The organism is Streptococcus suis (assembly GCF_002960445.1).
GTDB lineage: Bacteria > Bacillota > Bacilli > Lactobacillales > Streptococcaceae > Streptococcus > Streptococcus hyiners.
The window spans coordinates 1-386 of record NZ_POJD01000256.1 but is presented as its reverse complement, the minus strand read 5'-3'; the positions used below and the strand labels follow the sequence as shown (position 1 = coordinate 386).

Below are 386 nucleotides of genomic sequence, written 5' to 3'. Positions count from 1 at the left end.
CTGATACCACTTCAGTTTGAACATCTTCGATATCAATTTCAATATCTTCAGACACAACTACAGCATCCTCAATATCTTCTTCTGTCAAATCCACTGTCGGAGCTTTAGCAGTTTTTGCCTTGATAGCTTCCAAAATGTCAGCCGTTGATAAGTTTTGTTCCGCAATTTTTTCCTTGATTTGCTCAAAGGTTTCCAAGGATTTTTCCTTACCAGACTTGACCAAATCTTCTACTGTCAATTCACCAGTTTCAAGTTGAGTTTTTACTTCAGTAAATCGTTCAGTCGCTTGTTTGCCTAAATCTTGTGCCTTAGTGACAAAATCAGCATTGATTTCTTCATGGTTTTCTTTATAGTCATTAGCAAAGTTTACAACTTTTTCTTTGACT

General features: G+C 36.0%; 1 protein-coding gene. It reads right to left on the bottom strand.

The window, feature by feature from the left end:
* The coding region (locus C1G53_RS09350) for a hypothetical protein (protein WP_105118454.1) at positions 1-386 on the bottom strand (386 nt) is incomplete at both ends.